Origin of the sequence: Caballeronia sp. Lep1P3, from assembly GCF_022879595.1 — a bacterium.
Taxonomy (GTDB): Bacteria; Pseudomonadota; Gammaproteobacteria; order Burkholderiales; family Burkholderiaceae; genus Caballeronia.
The window spans coordinates 2,916,804-2,931,931 of record NZ_CP084265.1 but is presented as its reverse complement, the minus strand read 5'-3'; the positions used below and the strand labels follow the sequence as shown (position 1 = coordinate 2,931,931).

16 protein-coding genes are annotated in these 15,128 nt (G+C 65.2%); all 16 read left to right on the top strand.

Translation table 11 applies throughout. The features are described 5' to 3' along the window. The first annotated feature begins 29 nt into the window (after window positions 1-29). The 16 genes from LDZ27_RS13760 (at window position 30) to LDZ27_RS13685 (ending at window position 15,107) form a co-directional block, all read left to right on the top strand. Complete coding sequence (locus LDZ27_RS13760) at window positions 30-233, top strand: hypothetical protein (RefSeq protein ID WP_244814617.1); 204 nt, start codon at window positions 30-32, stop codon at window positions 231-233. A 399-nt stretch (window positions 234-632) separates the two neighbouring features. After that, window positions 633-956 (top strand): flagellar transcriptional regulator FlhD, encoded by a 324-nt coding sequence (gene flhD, locus LDZ27_RS13755; protein ID WP_244814616.1) that lies wholly within the window; start codon window positions 633-635, stop codon window positions 954-956. Window positions 957-972: 16 nt separating this feature from the next. Then, complete coding sequence (flhC, locus tag LDZ27_RS13750; RefSeq protein ID WP_244814615.1) at window positions 973-1,551, top strand: flagellar transcriptional regulator FlhC; 579 nt, start codon at window positions 973-975, stop codon at window positions 1,549-1,551. A 158-nt stretch (window positions 1,552-1,709) separates the two neighbouring features. Next, the gene (gene motA / locus LDZ27_RS13745; protein WP_244814614.1) at window positions 1,710-2,570 is read left to right on the top strand and encodes a flagellar motor stator protein MotA; all 861 of its coding nucleotides are present in this window, start codon (window positions 1,710-1,712) and stop codon (window positions 2,568-2,570) included. 4 nt (window positions 2,571-2,574) lie between these two features. After that, window positions 2,575-3,546, top strand: a complete 972-nt coding sequence (gene motB / locus LDZ27_RS13740) for a flagellar motor protein MotB (protein ID WP_244814613.1) — start codon at window positions 2,575-2,577, stop codon at window positions 3,544-3,546. Window positions 3,547-3,651: 105 nt separating this feature from the next. Further along, window positions 3,652-4,029, top strand: a complete 378-nt coding sequence (locus LDZ27_RS13735) for a response regulator (protein ID WP_244814612.1) — start codon at window positions 3,652-3,654, stop codon at window positions 4,027-4,029. A gap of 54 nt (window positions 4,030-4,083) precedes the next feature. Beyond that, complete coding sequence (gene cheA, locus LDZ27_RS13730) at window positions 4,084-6,327, top strand: chemotaxis protein CheA (protein WP_244814611.1); 2,244 nt, start codon at window positions 4,084-4,086, stop codon at window positions 6,325-6,327. Between the two features lie 27 nt (window positions 6,328-6,354). Next, complete coding sequence (gene cheW, locus LDZ27_RS13725) at window positions 6,355-6,873, top strand: chemotaxis protein CheW (RefSeq protein ID WP_244814610.1); 519 nt, start codon at window positions 6,355-6,357, stop codon at window positions 6,871-6,873. A gap of 36 nt (window positions 6,874-6,909) precedes the next feature. After that, window positions 6,910-8,817 (top strand): methyl-accepting chemotaxis protein, encoded by a 1,908-nt coding sequence (locus LDZ27_RS13720; protein ID WP_244814609.1) that lies wholly within the window; start codon window positions 6,910-6,912, stop codon window positions 8,815-8,817. 98 nt (window positions 8,818-8,915) lie between these two features. Continuing rightward, entirely contained in the window at window positions 8,916-9,854 is a 939-nt protein-coding gene (locus tag LDZ27_RS13715; RefSeq protein WP_244816151.1) for a CheR family methyltransferase, read from the top strand. Beyond that, the gene (gene cheD, locus LDZ27_RS13710) at window positions 9,851-10,666 is read left to right on the top strand and encodes a chemoreceptor glutamine deamidase CheD (protein WP_244814608.1); all 816 of its coding nucleotides are present in this window, start codon (window positions 9,851-9,853) and stop codon (window positions 10,664-10,666) included. The genes LDZ27_RS13715 and cheD overlap by 4 nt, the downstream gene beginning before the upstream one ends. Beyond that, window positions 10,663-11,760 carry a chemotaxis response regulator protein-glutamate methylesterase gene (locus tag LDZ27_RS13705; RefSeq protein WP_244814607.1) on the top strand — a complete coding sequence of 366 codons (1,098 nt, stop codon included), beginning with the start codon at window positions 10,663-10,665 and terminating at the stop codon, window positions 11,758-11,760. The genes cheD and LDZ27_RS13705 overlap by 4 nt, the downstream gene beginning before the upstream one ends. Window positions 11,761-11,813: 53 nt before the next feature. Beyond that, complete coding sequence (gene cheY, locus LDZ27_RS13700; protein WP_244814606.1) at window positions 11,814-12,209, top strand: chemotaxis response regulator CheY; 396 nt, start codon at window positions 11,814-11,816, stop codon at window positions 12,207-12,209. Between the two features lie 2 nt (window positions 12,210-12,211). Next, complete coding sequence (gene cheZ / locus LDZ27_RS13695; protein ID WP_244814605.1) at window positions 12,212-12,913, top strand: protein phosphatase CheZ; 702 nt, start codon at window positions 12,212-12,214, stop codon at window positions 12,911-12,913. A gap of 351 nt (window positions 12,914-13,264) precedes the next feature. Beyond that, window positions 13,265-13,783 carry a DUF2844 domain-containing protein gene (locus LDZ27_RS13690; RefSeq protein WP_244814604.1) on the top strand — a complete coding sequence of 173 codons (519 nt, stop codon included), beginning with the start codon at window positions 13,265-13,267 and terminating at the stop codon, window positions 13,781-13,783. 19 nt (window positions 13,784-13,802) lie between these two features. Continuing rightward, window positions 13,803-15,107, top strand: a complete 1,305-nt coding sequence (locus tag LDZ27_RS13685) for a DUF3443 domain-containing protein (RefSeq protein ID WP_244814603.1) — start codon at window positions 13,803-13,805, stop codon at window positions 15,105-15,107. Window positions 15,108-15,128 lie beyond the last annotated feature (21 nt).

The window sequence follows — 15,128 nt, the reverse complement described above, 5'->3', positions numbered from 1 at the left end:
TGACTCTCCTGTGTCGGCCGGAGTCGGGCGTGAACGCCAAGGTCCGGTCGCTGCAAAGCTGTTCGGATGGACACCGCGCTGACACTCAGGTGGAGCGTTTTGCGATGCCGTCGGGCGGGCTGCGGTATGTCACTGGCGCCGCCCGAGATCGGTTCCGGCTCTCGACCGGGTTATCCCTTACGATCATTATCGGGATCGAGAGCGGCATTTCACGTCATTTTTCAATCGCTTAACGTTGTTACAGCGCGAAACACCGGCTGTTACGAAGTCAGAAATTGCACGGACACGGGCGATGGAGGCGAGTTTGACGCGCTATGCGAGCGGCGAAGCACCTCAGAGCACGGCGCGTGCCCGGACGACAGGGATAAAGTCCGCGCTTTTCCTGCCGATAAGCAGTCTCCTCGCGTGCGGATTCGGTAACTAACCGACCGCCGTTGTACGAATTTTTCCTACACGTTGTCTGCCGGAATTCGGTCCGCGAATCGGCATGTTCTTCCGATACCGACCGCCGCCGCGCTACGTGACAATCAGGCAGACACGATAAGCGGGGCCGGATATGCCGCGACCACGGCGCATCCGAGCAAACGTTTCCCGCCAGGCCTGACCAGCCACGAAACGACTTCGGGGGAAAGATGACGGCCACGAATACGAGCGCCCTCGCGGAAATCCGCGAGGTGAACCTGGCGTACCTGCTCCTCGCGCAGCGGCTGCTCCAGGACGACCGCATGTCGGCGATGTACCGCCTCGGGCTCTCCGGCGAGGTCGCGGATGTGCTTTCGGCGCTGACGCTCGCGCAGGCGGTGAAGGTGGCGTCGTCGAGCCATCTGCTGTGCCGCTTTCGTTTCGACGACCACACGATTCTGGCGTCGCTCGCCGACAAGGACAAAAGCCCGGCGTTCGCGCAGGCGCACGCCGCGATCCTGCTCGCCGACGCGCCCGTCGCCCAGATCGGCTAAGCGCGGACTTCCGGCGATGGCGACCCGAAGCGTGATCGCTGAAGTCCGCGAGACCACGCTCGCGATCGAACTCATCGAGCTGGGCGCGCGCCTGCAATTGCTCGAAGCCGAGACGAATCTGTCGCGCGACCGGCTCATCCGGCTCTACAAGGAGTTGAAGGGCGCGTCGCCGCCCAAGGGCATGCTGCCGTACTCGACCGACTGGTTCCTGACGTGGCAGCCGAACATTCATTCGTCGCTCTTTCACGCGATCTTCCGGTTCATCGTTGCGCACGGCGGCGGCTCCCTGACCGGCATCCAGTCGATCGTGAAGAGCTATCGCCTGTATCTGGAACACATGTCGCTTCACGGCGAGGAACCGGTGCTCTCGCTCACGCGCGCATGGACGCTCGTGCGCTACTTCGACTCCGGCATGCTGCAAACCAACGCCTGCACGCGCTGCGGCGGACACTTTGTCGCGCATGCCTACGATCTGCGGCCCGGCTATGTCTGCGGCCTGTGCCAGCCGCCATCGCGCGCGGGCAAGACCGGCAAGGCGCGCGCCCGGCAGCCCGCATCGAACGCGGCCTCCGTGGCGGCTCCGGTCGCCGCCTGAGCGCCGGCCGTCCGCCCCTCCGCCAAAGTTTTTCCTCCCCGTGCCGTAAACAGACATAACCGCGAGACATAACCGCGAGACATAACCGCGACCTATCCGCGAGACATAACCGCGCATCTGACGCCGGTCATCCCGCACCCGAACCTGAGGACTGGACTGTGCTGATTTTCGTTGGAACGCTCGTCACGCTGTTGTCCGTTTTCGGCGGTTATGCGCTCGAAGGCGGTCATCTCGGCGCGCTCGTGCAGCCGGTCGAAATTCTGATGATCGCCGGCGCGGGCATCGGCGCGTTCATCCTCGGCAACGGCATGAAGACCATCAAGGCGACGCTCTTCGTCATTCCCACGCTCTTCAAGGGCTCCAAGTACAACAAGGACGTGTACATGGAGCTGATGGGCCTGCTCTACGTGCTGCTCGCCAAAGCGCGCAAGGAAGGCACGCTCACGCTCGAAGCGGACATCGACGATCCGCACAAAAGCCCGATCTTCAGCCAGTACCCGAAGCTGCTCGCGGACCATCACATCGTCGAGTTCATGACCGATTATTTGCGCCTCATGGTCGGCGGCAACATGAACGCGTTCGAGATCGAAAGCCTGATGGACGAGGAGATCGAGACGCATCACGTCGAAGGCGAAGCGCCCGCGCAGGCGCTCTCGAAAGTGGGCGACGCGATGCCCGCGTTCGGCATCGTCGCCGCGGTGATGGGCGTCGTGCATACGATGGCCTCCGCCGACCAGCCGCCCGCGATTCTCGGTGAGATGATCGCGCAGGCGCTCGTCGGCACGTTCCTCGGCATCCTGCTTTCGTATGGGTTCATCGCGCCGCTCTCGAACATCGCGGAGCAACGCGCCGCCGAGCAGACGAAGATGTTCCAGTGCATCAAGGTGACGATCCTCGCGAGCCTGAACGGTTACGCGCCCGCGATCGCCGTGGAGTTCGGCCGCAAAGTGCTTTTCTCGACCGAGCGCCCGTCGTTCTCCGAACTGGAAGAGCACGTCCGCCGCGTGAAGGCGAAGTGACACCATGAGCGTCGACAAGGACCGGCCCATTTTCATCAAGCGCGTCGTCGGCAAGGGCGCGAAGGGGCATCACGGCGGCGCGTGGAAGCTCGCGTATGCGGACTTCATGACCGCGATGATGGCGTTCTTCCTGCTGATGTGGCTGCTGTCGTCCACGTCGCCGGTGCAGCGGCGCGGCATCGCGGAGTACTTTCAGATGCCGCTCAAGGCCGCGATGGTCGGCGGCAAGACCGTCGGCATGGACAACAGCATCATCACCGGCGGCGGGCGCGACATTTCCAGCAACGAACCGGGCGATGCGCGCAGGTCCGACGGCCGCACGCAGCTTGCGGACCGCTCGTCGTCGAAACCCGACGAGCAGTTCCTCAAAGAGGCGCAAGGTGAACTCGAGCGGCGCGAACAGGCGCGGCTGCACGATCTTCAGGTGAAGCTGATGGCCGCGATCGAAGCGAACCCGACGCTGCATCAGTTCAAGCAGCAGATTCGCATCGAATCGACGCAGCAGGGCTTGCGCATCGAGATCGTCGATACGCAGAAGCGCCCGATGTTCGCGCTCTCGAGCGACGCCGTGCAGCCGTATATGCGCGACATCCTGCGCGAAATAGGCCGCACGCTCAACGACGTGCCGAACCATATCGTCGTGCAGGGCCACACCGACGCCGTGAAGTACGCGGGCGGCGAGAAGGGCTACAGCAACTGGGAACTGTCGGCGGACCGCGCGAACGCGTCGCGGCGCGAATTGATCGCGGGCGGCATGGACGAAGCCAAGGTGCTGCGCGTGCTCGGCCTCGCGTCCACGCAGAACCTCGACAAGCAAGACCCGCTCGATCCGGAGAACCGGCGCATCAGCGTCATCGTCCTGAATCACCGCGCGGAAGCGTCGATGATGCGCGACGACGGCGGCGCCGCCGCGACGCTCGACAACGGCGGGGAGACGGCCATCGGCCAGTTCATGCCGGCGGCGTTGACGCAATAACGCTGCCTTACGCCCCGAACCGCACAAAAAAACGCTCAAGACTCCACACGTTTGCGCCGTCATCCGGACAGAAGCTCGCGACGCAGCAGACTCGAAAGGCGACACATGATCAAGAACATTCTGGCAATCGACGATTCCGCCGCCATGCGGCAAATCCTCAGCGCCACGCTGACGACCGCGGGCTACGAAGTGACGCTCGCCGCCGACGGCAACGAAGGGCTCGAATGCGCGCTCGCCGAGCGCTTCGATCTGGTGCTCACCGATCACCACATGCCGGTGAAAAGCGGGCTCGACCTGATCGTCGAATTGCGGGCGAACCACGCGTACAAGGCGACGCCGATCCTCGTGCTGACGACCGAAGACGGCGAGCCGTTCAAGGACGCGGCGCGCGCGGCGGGCGCGACGGGCTGGATCGAAAAGCCGCTCGACCCGGACCTGCTGACCGAAGTGGTCGCGACGCTCGCGCAGACGCAGGCGCACTGAACCGAACGAACGCAAAGACAACCCGCGCACGAACGCGCCGATGGTGACTCAAGCATGACACTCGACATTACCCAGTTCTATCAAACCTTCTTCGACGAAGCCGATGAACTGCTCGCGCAGATGGAGCAGCTGCTGCTCGTTCTCGATATCGCCAATCCCGATCCCGAGGACCTCGCGGCCATCTTCCGCGCGGCGCATTCGATCAAGGGCGGCGCGGCGACGTTCGGCTTCACCGCGCTCACCGAGACGACGCACATTCTCGAATCGCTGCTGGATCGCGCGCGCAACAACGAACTGGTGCTTCGCCGCGACATGATCGACACGTTCCTCGCGACCAAGGACGTGCTCTCGGACCAGCTCGCCGCGTATCGCGCGAGCGCGGAGCCGGATGCGGCCGCTGCCGCCGCGATCTGCGCGAAGCTCGAGCGCCTGAAGAGCGAAGACGCCGAGCCGCACGCAGCGCCGGCTGTCGAAGAGGCGCATACGCTCGCGGTGGTCCAAGCGGAAGCCGCGCCGGCCTACGAAGGCCCGAATGCGCCGCCGGCGCACGTCATCGCGCAGGCCGCCGAAGCGATCGAGGACGACGGCAACTGGGACGGCGCGTTCGAACTCGCGGACTGCGCCGCAAACGCGAACGCGAACGCGAACGCAAACGCAAACGCAACGAATGAAGAAGCAGGACCCCACCTGAAAATTACGCTACGGGGGGTGGGCGAGAAGGACCTGGCGACCTTGACCGAGGAGCTGGGGAACCTGGGCAGTATCGTCGGAGAAAAAAAGACTGATGCCGAACTCGTGCTTTGGCTCGATTCGGACGTCTCCGCCGACGACATCGTGGCCGTGTGCTGCTTCGTGATCGATGAATCGCAGATCGCGATCGGCCGTGGCGACGCGCAGCGAAGCGCACCGGCAGAGGCGGTGCAGCACGCGCTACAGGCGCAGCCGGACGTATCGCAGGCGCAGGACGCGCCCGCATCCGCGGCTGACCAAAAACAAGAAGAAGCGGCGAAGGCGGCGGCGCAACCGGCCGCCGCCATCCCGTCGCCCGAAACACAGCAGAAAACCGCCGCAGGCGACGCCGAAAAGAAGGCGCGGCCGGCAGCAGCGGCATCGGCGGAAGGCAGCTCGATTCGCGTCGGCGTGGAGAAGGTCGATCAGCTCATCAACCTGGTCGGCGAACTCGTCATCACGCAGGCGATGCTCGCGGAAACGACGAGCGCATTCGATCCCGCGCTGCACGACCGCCTTTTCAACGGCATGGCGCAGCTCGAGCGCAACGCGCGCGACCTGCAAGAGGCCGTCATGTCCATCCGCATGATGCCGATGGATTACGTATTCAGCCGCTTCCCGCGACTCGTGCGCGATATCGCCGGCAAGCTGGGCAAGGACGTGGAACTCGTCACGTTCGGTCAGGCGACCGAACTCGACAAGAGCCTGATCGAGCGCATCATCGATCCGCTCACGCACCTCGTGCGGAACTCGCTCGATCACGGCATCGAGACCGTGGAAGCGCGCCGCGCGGCGGGCAAGCCTGCGACCGGGCAACTCGTGCTGTCGGCGGCGCATCACGGCGGCAACATCGTCATCGAAGTGAGCGACGACGGCGCCGGACTTCGCCGCGACAAGATTCTCGCGAAGGCGCAGAAGCAGGGCATGCAGGTCAGCGAATCGATGAGCGACGAAGAAGTGTGGCAGCTCATCTTCATGCCGGGCTTCTCGACCGCCGAACAGGTGACGGACATTTCCGGGCGCGGCGTCGGCATGGATGTGGTCAAGCGCAACATCCAGTCGATGGGCGGTCACGTCGAGATCATGTCGCGCCAGGGCGCGGGCACGACGACGAAGATCGTGCTGCCGCTCACGCTCGCGATTCTCGACGGCATGTCGGTGAAGGTCGGCAACGAAATCTTCATTCTGCCGCTCAACTTCGTGATGGAGTCGCTGCAGCCCGTCGCCGAGGACATCTACACGGTGGCGAACGGCGAACGCGTGGTGCGCGTGCGCGGCGAATATCTGCCGCTCATCGCGCTGCATTCGGTGTTCGACGTCGAAGGCGCGCGCACCGAGCCGACGCAGGGCATCGTCACGATCCTGCAAACGGAAGGCCGGCGCATGGCCATGCTGATCGACGAACTCGTCGGCCAGCAGCAAGTGGTCGTGAAGAACCTCGAAACGAATTACCGCAAGGTGCACGGCATCTCGGCGGCGACGATTCTCGGCGACGGCAGCGTCGCGCTGATCGTCGACGTGGCCGCGCTCAATCGCGAATCGCGAGTGCAGCACTCGCACACTCACTAAACATATCGACCGACTTTGGGGATTCTCATGGCAGACATCCAATCGACTCAAGCCGCAAACTCTTCGCGCCGCGATGCGCAGCACGCCGAAGCAGCCGGACAGGAATTCCTCGTGTTCACGCTGGGCGCGGAAGAGTACGGCATCGACATCCTGAAGGTGCAGGAAATCCGCGGCTACGACAGCGTGACGCGCATCGCGAATGCGCCCGCATTCATCAAGGGCGTGATCAATCTGCGCGGCATCATCGTGCCGATCGTCGATATGCGCATCAAGTTCAACCTGGGGCGCGTCGAGTACGACAACCAGACGGTCGTCATCATCCTGAATGTCGCGCATCGCGTGGTCGGCATGGTGGTGGACGGCGTCTCCGACGTGCTGACGCTCACGCCGGATCAGGTGATGCCCGCGCCGGAATTCGGCGCGACGCTCACGGCGGAATACCTCACGGGCTTAGGCACGGTGGATGGCCGCATGCTGATCCTGATGGATATCGAAAAGCTCATGACCAGCCGCGAGATGGAGTTGATCGACTCCGTTTCCGCATAAGAGGCGCTCGCACGCGTCGCGAGAAGGAAGAAAGCCATGTTCAAGAAGTTGTCCATCCGCACGACGCTCACGCTCGTCGGTCTGTTGTTCGTCGGTTGCGCGGCCGTCATCGCCGCGCTGTCGCTCGCCGGCCTGAAATCGGCGAGCGCGTCGCTCACCTCGCTTGCCGAGGAAGACATGGTGGCGATGCGTGCGCTGGCGGAAACGTCGTCGTATCTGCTGCGCTCGCGCGTCACGCTCGACCGCGTGCGCTCGCTCACCGAAGCCGGTAACGAAGCGGAAGCGAAAAAAGCGATGGAGCGCGGCCAGTTCCTGCTCGACAAGAGCTACGAGAACTGGAAGCTCTACCTCGACACCAAGAAGCCGATGCTGCCGCAAGAGACGCTCGATGCGCTCGTTTCGCAGCACGACACGCTGATGAAAACCGGCGTCGAGGCCGAATTCGCCGCGATGCGCGCGAACGACATGGCCGCGTACCACGCCATCGCCGACACGAAGATCAGCCCGATGTTCGTCTCGTTCGATCAGGCGGTCTCGGCGGCGGTCGCATTCCAGCAGCAACACGCGCAGCAGTCGCGCGAAAACGCGGCGTCGCGCGACTCGACGCTCATCGCGGTCATCGGCGCGATGCTCGGCGTGTCCGTGCTCATGCTGATCGGCACGCGCTTCGCGCTGCGCAGTCTGATCGTGCAGCCGATCAACGACGCGGTCGACCACTTCGAGCGCATCTCGCGCGGCGATCTCACGAAGCCGGCGCAGTCGGACAGCACGAATGAGATCGGGCGTCTTTTCGCGGGCATCGAGCGCATGCGCACGAACCTGACCGCGATGGTCGGCGCGGTGCATCGCGGCGCGGAATCGATCGATGTCGGCGCGCACGAAATCTCGAGCGGCAATACGGATCTCTCGCAGCGCACGGAAGAGCAGGCGGCGTCGCTTCAGGAAACGGCGTCGAGCATGGAAGAGCTGACGAGCACGGTGAAGCAGAACGCCGACAACGCGCGTCAGGCGAGCCAGCTCGCGGTGAACGCATCGGATATCGCGTCGCGCGGCGGCCAGGTCGTCGAGCAGGTCGTCGATACGATGAACGCGATCGCATCGAGTTCGAGCAAGGTCGTGGACATCATCGGCGTGATCGAAGGCATCGCGTTCCAGACCAACATCCTCGCGCTGAACGCAGCCGTGGAAGCGGCGCGCGCCGGCGAGGAAGGACGCGGCTTCGCGGTCGTGGCGGGCGAAGTGCGCTCGCTCGCGCAACGCAGCGCGGCGGCGGCGAAGGAAATCAAGGCGCTGATCGGCGATTCGGCCGGGAAGGTGCAAAGCGGCTCGGAACTGGTGACGCGCGCCGGCGAAACGATGGGCGAGATCGTGCAGGCCGTGCGCCGCGTGACCGACATCATGGGCGAGATCAGCGCGGCGTCGGAAGAGCAGTCGGACGGCATCGAGCAGGTGAACCGCGCCGTCACGCAGATGGACAGCGTGACGCAGCAGAACGCGGCGCTCGTCGAGGAAGCGGCGGCGGCGGCGGCTTCGCTCGAGGAGCAGACGCGGCAGTTGAAGGATGTCGTCGGGCAATGGCGCGTCGAAGGTGGCGCGTCGGCGTCGGCGTCGGTGTCCGCGAGGCCCAGCGCATCGGTGGCGGCGGCGCGTCTTGCGCCCGTCGCGGCCAGGGAAACGCGCATCGAACCTTCGTCGGCGGCATCGGCATCGGCATCGGCATCGGCATCGGCAACGTCGACCGCAGCGCCCGTCAGCGCACCGAAAGTTGCGCAACAGTCTAACGTCGGGCGCGAAACGGCCGTTATCAAGAACAAGGCTCGCGATGCAGTGAAACCCGCGAGCCCGGCAAGCGCCGCGCCCCGCGCGAGCGCCCCGGCGCTCGCAGCCGCGCCCCGCAAAGCGAAAGCGACCACCGCCGACGACGGCGACTGGGAAACCTTCTGAAGCACGCTGGCTGAAGCGGCCATGCGGCGCATCGCATGGCCGCGAACAGCAGTCACAGCGGGCGGCGCGGCGGGCGCGACAGGAAAGCACGAGACATCATCATGGCAACGCGTAATGCACCTCACGCACGCGTCGAACTCGCCGGCGGCATACGCGGGCCGGAAGTCGAGCGCGATTTCGAATTCACCGTGGCGGACTTCGCCCGGATTCGCGAGCTGATTCATCGCCGCGCGGGTATTTCGCTGTCCGACCACAAGCGCGACATGGCCTACAGCCGGCTCGCCCGACGCCTGCGCGCCTGTGGCCTCGACACGTTCAAGCAGTATCTCGACCGCCTCGAATCCAACGACGACAACGCCGAATGGGAAGCGTTCGTCAACGCGTTGACCACCAACCTCACCGCGTTCTTCCGCGAGTCGCATCACTTTCCGATTCTCGCGGACTTCGCCAAGCGCCGTCAGCAGCCGCTGTCGGTGTGGTGTTCGGCGGCATCGACGGGCGAGGAGCCGTATTCCATCGCCATGACGCTCGTCGAAGCGCTCGGCGAGCAGGCCGCGCGCCATTGCACGGTGTTCGCGAGCGACATCGACAGTCAGGTGCTCGCCAAGGCCGACGCGGGCGTGTACTCGCTCGATCAGGTGAAGGCGCTGCCGGTGGAGCGCTTGAAGCGCTTCTTTCTGAAGGGCACGGGCGCGCACGCCGGTCTCGTGAAGGTGCGCCCCGAGTTGCGCGCGATGGTGAGCTTCGGCCGCGTGAATCTGACCGATGCGCGCTACGACGTGAAAGGTCCGTTCGACGCCATCTTCTGCCGCAACGTGATGATCTACTTCGACAAGCCGACGCAAGGCCAGGTGCTCTCGCGCTTCGAGCCGTTGATGAAGCCGGGCGCGCTGCTGTTCGCGGGTCATTCGGAAAACTTCACGTATGTGTCGCAGGCGTTCCGGCTGCGCGGTCAGACCGTGTACGAACTGATGCGCGACGCGAAGCCGGCCGGCGCAGCGAAGGCCGCGCGCGCACTCGCCGGAGAGCCGGCATGAGCGCACTGCCGATCGCGTCGAACCTGTATTACGACAATCACTTCAAGAAGCAGGGCGTGAAGCTCCTGCCGAACGAGTTCTACATGACGAGCGAAGACATGGTGCTCGTGACCGTGCTCGGCTCGTGCGTGGCGGCGTGCATCAACGATCGCACGGCGGGCATCGGCGGAATGAATCACTTCATGCTGCCCGACGACGGTTCCGATCCGTCGCATGCTTCGTCGGACTCCATGCGCTACGGCGCTTACGCGATGGAAGTGCTCATCAACGAACTCATCAAGCGGGGCGGGCGGCGCGAACGATTCGAAGCGAAGGTTTTCGGCGGCGGCGCGGTGCTCGCGGGCATGACGACGATCAACATCGGTGACCGCAATTCGGAGTTCGTGCGCCGCTATCTGGCGCTGGAGAAGATTCGCATCGTCGCCGAGGACTTGCAGGGCATGTATCCGCGCAAGGTCGCGTTCATGCCGCGCACCGGTCAGGTGATGGTCAAGAAGCTGAAGACGCAGCACGATCCGGTCGTCGTCGAGCGCGAGCAGGCGCTCGTGCAGCGCACGCCGGAGGAGCGCGCGCAACGGCTTGCGCAGGCACGCGCGCGTGTCGAACTTTTCAACGTCGATCGCGTGAAGCCCGCGGTTCCTGCCGGTCCCCCCGCGACCGCTGCTTCAAAGCCGCGCGTCGAGCTGTTCGGCGCGTCACGCGCCGGCGCGGTCAATACAGCATCGACGGCGGGCGCAGCGAAGCCGCGCGTCGAATTGTTCAGCGGCATCGCGCGCGCGACGCGCGGCGCGAAAGCGGCGGAGGAAGCATGAACGCGACGAATGCGACACCGAAGATCAACGTGCTGTGCGTCGACGACTCGGCGCTCGTGCGAAGCCTGATGACCGAGATCATCAACTCGCAGCCCGACATGCAGGTGTGCGCGACCGCGCCCGATCCGCTCGTCGCGCGCGAACTCATCAAGCTGCATAACCCGGACGTGCTGACGCTCGACGTGGAAATGCCGCGCATGGACGGCCTCGACTTTCTCGAGAAGCTGATGCGCCTGCGGCCGATGCCGGTCGTGATGGTGTCGTCGCTGACGGAGCGCGGCAACGAAATCACGCTGCGCGCGCTGGAACTCGGCGCGGTGGATTTCGTGACGAAGCCGAAAGTCGGCATCCGCGAAGGCATGCTCGATTACGCCGAAAAGCTCGCGGACAAGGTGCGCGCGGCCTCGCGTGCGCGCGTGCGGCAGACGAGCCACGCTTCGCCGGCGCAGACGCACGCGGCGAACAAGCCGGCGCCGCACTTCAACAACCCGCTCGTGTCGACGGAGAAGCTCGTGATCGTCGGGGCATCGACGGGCGGCACCGAAGCGATCCGCGAAGTGCTCCTGCCGCTGCCGCCCGATGCGCCCGCGGTGATGATCGCGCAGCACATGCCGCCCGGCTTCACGAAGTCGTTTGCGCAGCGCCTGAACGGGCTGTGCCGCATCACCGTGAAGGAAGCGGAGCATGGCGAGCGCGTCTTGCCGGGGCATGCGTATATCGCGCCGGGGCATGCGCACCTCGTGCTCGCGCGAAGCGGGGCGAACTACGTCGCGCATCTTTCCGATGCGCCGCCGGTGAACCGGCATCGTCCTTCGGTGGACGTGCTGTTCCGCTCGGCCGCGCAGCACGCGGGCAAGAACGCGATCGGCGTGATCCTGACCGGCATGGGCCGCGACGGCGCGGCGGGGTTGCTGGAGATGCAGCAGGCGGGCGCGTACACGCTCGCACAGGACGAAGCGAGCTGCGTGGTGTTCGGCATGCCGCGCGAAGCAATTGCAATGGGCGGCGCAAGCGAAGTCGCGCCGCTTTCTGAAATGAGCCGCCGCGTGATGGCGCGGCTGGCGTCGATGGGCGACCGCGTACAGCGCGTCTGATTTTTTCGATTGAATGTGCGGCGTCGCCGCGTTGAAGAACACAAGGAGTGGTGATGGACAAGAACATGAAGATCCTCGTCGTCGACGATTTTCCGACGATGCGCCGTATCGTGCGCAATCTGCTGAAGGAGCTGGGCTACTCGAACGTCGACGAAGCGGAAGACGGCGCGGCGGGCCTCGCGCGTCTGCGCGGCGGCGGCTTCGACTTCGTGATTTCCGACTGGAACATGCCGAATCTCGACGGCCTTTCGATGCTGCAGCAGATTCGCGCCGACGCGACGCTCTCGCATCTGCCGGTGCTGATGGTGACGGCGGAATCGAAGAAGGAGAACATCATCGCGGCGGCGCAGGCCGGCGCGAACGGTTACGTGGTCAAGCCCTTCACGGCCGCCACGCTCGACGAGAAGCTCACCAAGATTCTCGAGAAGATGGCCAAAACCGGGAGCTGATCGTGAACGATCTGACCACTGAACTTTCCGCAGCGGTTGCCGAGAGCGAAGGCGATCAGTCTACCGACCGCATTCTGGCGCGCATCGGCCAACTGACGCGCACGCTGCGCGACTCCATGCGCGAACTGGGACTCGACAAGCAGGTTGAAGCCGCCGCGCAAGCCGTCCCCGACGCGCGCGACCGCCTGAAATACGTCGCGACGATGACCGAGCAGGCGGCGGACCGCGCGCTCAACGCCATCGAGCTTGCCAAGCCGATGCAGGAAGCCATGCAGCGCGAAGCGCAGGCGCTCGACGAGCGCTGGGCGCAATGGTACGGCGCGCCGCTCGCGCAGGGCGAGGCGGGCGAGCTGCTCGCGCAGACGCGTACTTTTCTGCAAAGCGTGCCCGAAAAGACGCAGGCGACCAACACGCAACTGCTGGAAATCATGCTCGCGCAGGATTTTCAGGACTTGACCGGGCAGGTCATCAAGAAGATCACGGATGTCGTTTATCTGATCGAGCAGCAATTGCTCGGCGTGCTGCTGGAAAACATCGCGCCGGAGCGCCGCGAGCAGTTCGCGGCATCGGCGGCGGCGCTCGTTTCGGCGAGCGGCGCGCAGGAAACCCTGATGAACGGCCCGCAGATCAATCCGCAGGGACGCAGCGACGTCGTGCAGGATCAGTCGCAAGTGGACGATCTGCTCGCGAGCTTGGGCTTCTAGGCTTCCCTTCGCCGCAGCACATGACGCGGAGCGCATCTTCGGGATGCGTTCCGCGTTGTTGCGTCTGTCGCGCGGATGGCGGGATTCGCCGCTTTCGGCAACCATCGATCGACGTGGAACTTGCAGGCGCCTTACGGTTGCGAAGCCTATGACGCGCGCCGCGTGCGCCGCCGAACCGGCGGGTGCCGCGGGGGATTTGGCATACTGATGGCTATAGCATCGGCAGAGCGCGAAAAACGCGGCCACTTCCTGGCCCGGATCGCTGCGGATTCGTCCGAGTGCGCCGTCTCGCTAGGGGAGCGTCGCTCCCGCAGGCAATCAACCATCCACGAAAGATCGACAGGAGGCCCAGTGAAGGAACTGAAGCAACCCCGTCATGGGCATCTGACAACCGCGCTGGCGCTCGTCGCCGGCGCGCTCGGCGTATGCGCCATCGGCCCCGCGCATGCCGCGCTCGGCAGCCAGCCCCTGACCGCGCCGCAGGGCGCGACCGCCGCCAACGCCGTCGTGCACGCCGCGACGGGCGCATCCGGCGCGTCGGCATCGGCTGCGGCGAACTACTCCGTCCGCACGACGACGCTCGCAAGCGGCACGGTCATCAACGAATACGTGTCCTCGGGCGGCACGGTGTTCGGCATCGCGTGGCGCGGACCGCGCGTGCCGGACCTCTCGACGCTCCTTGGCAGCTATTTCCCGCAGTACAAGCAAGGCCTGCTCGCGCAGCGCGCCGAACGCGGCGGACGCGGCGCGGTGAGCGTCGAAGGATCGGATCTCGTCGTGCATTCGAGCGGTCACATGGGCGCGTTCGCCGGCAATGCGTATCTGCCGCAATCCTTGCCCGCCGGCGTTTCCGCCAGCGATATCCAGTAAGCGACGGGAGAATCCGATAATGCGTAGAACGACACTCGGCCTCGGCGCTCAAGGCTCCTCGCGCGCCGGCAATGCAGTGCGCTGGCTCGGCGCGCTCTGTCTCGCGCTGACGCTCGCGGCATGCGGCGGCGGCGGCGACGACAATCACTCCAGTTCCAGCGGCGGCTCGGGCGGCGGCTCAGGCGGCGGTTCGGGCGGCTCGGGCGGCGGTTCGTCCAGCACGGCCACCGCGCAACCCATCACGCCGAACGGCACGAACGCGGTGCCGATCACCGTCAACGGCGGCGTCGCCAACTTCGTGAACATCCCGAACGTCTCGGTGACGGTCTGTGCGCCCGGCACGAACGTCTGTCAGACCATCGACAACATTCAGATCGACACCGCTTCGTTCGGCCTGCGCCTGCTCAATTCGGCGGCGCAATCGGTCATCGGCGCGCTGCCGGTCGCGACCGCGCAGAACGGCGGACAACTTGCCGAATGCGCCGGCTTCGCGGACGGCTACACGTTCGGCACGGTGCGTCAGGCGGACGTTCGCATCGGTTCCGAAGTGGCGAGCGCGGTGCCGGTGCAGATCATCGGCGATCTGGACCCATCGGCGGCGCCGACGGGACTCAACGGCTGTCCGTCCGGCAACGACGAGAACACCGCCGCCGAGATCGGCGCGAACGGCATTCTCGGCATCGGCACGCTCGCGCAGGATTGCGGCGCGAACTGCGCGTCCACGGCGCAGAACGCCATGTACTTCGCCTGCACGAACGGCACGAATTGCACGGGCACCGTCGTGCCGGTCGCGCAGCAAGTGACGAATCCGGTCCGCAAGTTCCCGGTCGACAACAACGGGGTCATCGTGCAGTTGCCGCCGATTTCCGATACCGGTGCCGCCAGCGCGAGCGGCACGCTGATATTCGGCATCGGCACGCAGGGCAACAACGCGGTCGCCAACGTGACGCAGTTCGGCACCGACGCGTATGGCGACGTGAGCGGCTCGTACAAGGGCGCTACGTATCAGACGTTCTTCGACACCGGATCGAACGGCAACTTCTTCCAGGACAGCTTCCCGCTATGTTCGAGCACGAGCGTGTTCTACTGTCCGAGTTCCGAGCAGTCGCTCACGGTGAGCGTCACGGGCACGGAAGGCCACACCGCGACGGTTCCGTTCAGCCTCGTGAGCGCGCGCACGCTGACTGCCGGCAGCGGCAAGTTCGCGTTCAATAGCCTCGGCGGTCAGTTAGGCATGACCGGCGACTTCGATTTCGGCCTGCCGTTCTTCTACGGGCGGCACGTCTACGTCGGCTACGGCAACGCGCCGTATGTGGCTTTCTAGTACGCTGCGCGGGCCGGTACG